Origin of the sequence: Pseudorhodobacter sp. (assembly GCF_030452865.1) — a bacterium.
Taxonomy (GTDB): Bacteria; Pseudomonadota; Alphaproteobacteria; order Rhodobacterales; family Rhodobacteraceae; genus Pseudorhodobacter.
This window is the reverse complement of the sequence record NZ_JAKDLJ010000490.1, coordinates 1-2,337: the sequence shown is the minus strand read 5'-3', so window position 1 is coordinate 2,337 and position 2,337 is coordinate 1. Positions and strand designations below refer to the sequence as shown.

Below are 2,337 nucleotides of genomic sequence, written 5' to 3'. Positions count from 1 at the left end.
CATAAGCACTACGAGGCCGCTATGAATGAGCAAACCGGCAAGAAGCAGGGTCTTAGCCGTTGCCACACCATAAGGCAGCGCCACAGCCGCCAGCAGAAAGATGCCAAGCGTCATCGCCGCCAAACCGGCGCGACCGGGCAAAACCGCCAGATCCTCCATCACCACAGCGGGGCGTTGCCAGCATTTGGCAACAAAGCCGATAGCCGCGAACAACCAGAGGACGCTGACGGCACCCAGCAGCAATTCCGCGATTGCGGGCGGATAGCCGATTACCGGCGCCCCACGTCGCAGTGCCAGACCAAGGCCGAAAAGCCCCATGATCACCGGGAAAACCGCAGGCGGCATACGTTGGAACAGGCGCAGTTTAACAGGTGGGAATTGCGGCGGCGGGAAAATGGGGGGGCGTTTCATCCGGGCTTCCTTGAAAGGTTTGCGCACAGGGTACAGCACTCTGCCCCGGATTGCCCAGCGACTGGTTGCCGCGATGGGATCAGGGCAGCACCAGACAGGTCGCGCCCCTTGGCACCGGTGCAGCCCCCGTGCCCAGCTTGAATCGCGCCAGTGCCGCACCGCGCTCGGTGTTCACCTCTCCCAGATCAAGCCGCACGACGCCGCGCGCGCGCAGCGCGAGTGCGGCTTGCCACAGGATCGGGCCATGCGCGAACCCGGCGCGGCCGATGTCACTCGTCCAACCCAGGTGATAGGTGGCGCAGTCACCATGGCACAGGAAAACCATGCCCGATTGCATGACACCGCGCCGTTTCCAGCCAATCACCAAACGCTCACCCGGCCAAACCTGCGCCATGCCGCCGGGCAGATTGCGATAGCCGCGCGTCTTGCGTTGCGCCGCCTCTGCCATGATCAGTTGCATCAGGTCACGCGGTGCGGTCAGCACTTCAGGCTGCACGCGGTCTTCGGCCCGCAGCAAACGGTTGCGCCACTTGCCGGAAAGACCGGTGCGCAAATCTTCAACCGGTTGGTCCAGCGCCCAGATCGCATGAAAGCGCGGGGTGATCAACGGGATCAGCCCCCAGCCGGACAGCCCGGTTTCAGGCGTTGCCACTGTCACCCCGCCATGCCGTGCCAGCCGACGCAACACCCGCCGCCTGTCGGTTTGCCCCAGATAGACCGGCCCTTGCGAAATCAACCGCAAATGTCGCCGTTGCAGGAGTTGCACGATCGCAACTTCGCGCCCGTCATCGAACACCTGCGCGTGCGCGACCTGCGCCCCCAGTGCAGCCATCGCCGCGCCGAATTCCCAACTTTGGCGCAACCGACAAGCGCCGCTTTGGCCAAGTCGCGCCTGCCAATCCACCGGAGTAAGCTGATTCCAAATCGTTTCCATGTCTTTGTTAAGACATCAGAAACCTTAATCTGTGATGAAGATGAGCGAGGGCTATACCGCCCGATGTGGAAGAAGGGCTCCATGATGAAACACATCCGCACGTCGCGCCTGACGCTTTGGGTGCCGACATTGATCGCAACCGCCCTCAGCTTGCTATTTTTGCTTGGCTTAACCGTATTGTGATCAGCGGTAGTAAAGCGATTTGTCATCATGGAACAGATGCACTTTGGACGGCGCAGCCCGTAAATGCACGGTTTTATGCCGCAGTCCGGGGCGAATCCCCCCAAGTTTGGCAACCACCTGCGCCGCCGCGCCCTGACGCTTGAAGTAAAGCAGGGTCACTTCGCCAAGCGCCTCCGTTATCGCCACCTCGCCCGAATAAAGCGCGTCGCCCTCCGTCTCGCCCAAATCCTCCGGGCGCACACCGATATTCACCTTCAGGCCCATATCCGCCGTCAGCGTCGGAACACAGGAGCGGGCGATCCCACCGCCATCCAGTTTCACCGTTGTCTCCGCACCGGTCTCTACCACCACACCGGGCAAAAGGTTCATCGCGGGGGAGCCGATGAATTGCGCAACAAACTCATTCTCTGGCCGCTCATAAAGATCAAGCGGGGTGCCAACCTGGCTGATCCCGCCGCCCGCCAGAACGACGATCCGGGTGGCCAGCGTCATCGCCTCCACCTGATCATGGGTGACATAGATCATCGTGCTTTCCGGCATCTGCTCCTTGAGCTGCGCAATCTCGATCCGGGTGGCGACACGCAAAGCAGCATCGAGGTTCGAAAGCGGCTCATCGAACAGATAAACCTTGGGATCGCGCACGATAGAACGGCCAATCGCGACACGCTGGCGTTGCCCGCCGGAAAGTGCCTTGGGCAAGCGATCAAGATAGGGCGTCAGTTGCAGGATTTTGGCAGCCTGGTCGACGGCAGTGGCAATCTCTGTCTTGGTCTTCTTCGCGATTTTCAGCGCGAACTCCATGTTTTGAC

General features: G+C 61.2%; 2 protein-coding genes and 1 pseudogene. All 3 read right to left on the bottom strand.

Features of this window, described 5'->3' with window-relative positions:
• A pseudogene (locus L0H65_RS18480) lies at positions 1-411 on the bottom strand (tellurium resistance protein); the annotation flags it as partial.
• Between the two features lie 79 nt (positions 412-490).
• Positions 491-1,345 carry a hypothetical protein gene (locus L0H65_RS18475; protein ID WP_301460670.1) on the bottom strand — a complete coding sequence of 285 codons (855 nt, stop codon included), beginning with the start codon at positions 1,343-1,345 and terminating at the stop codon, positions 491-493.
• 183 nt (positions 1,346-1,528) lie between these two features.
• Positions 1,529-2,337, bottom strand: an 809-nt coding sequence (locus L0H65_RS18470) for an ABC transporter ATP-binding protein (protein ID WP_301460669.1), incomplete at its 5' end; no start/stop codon positions are given.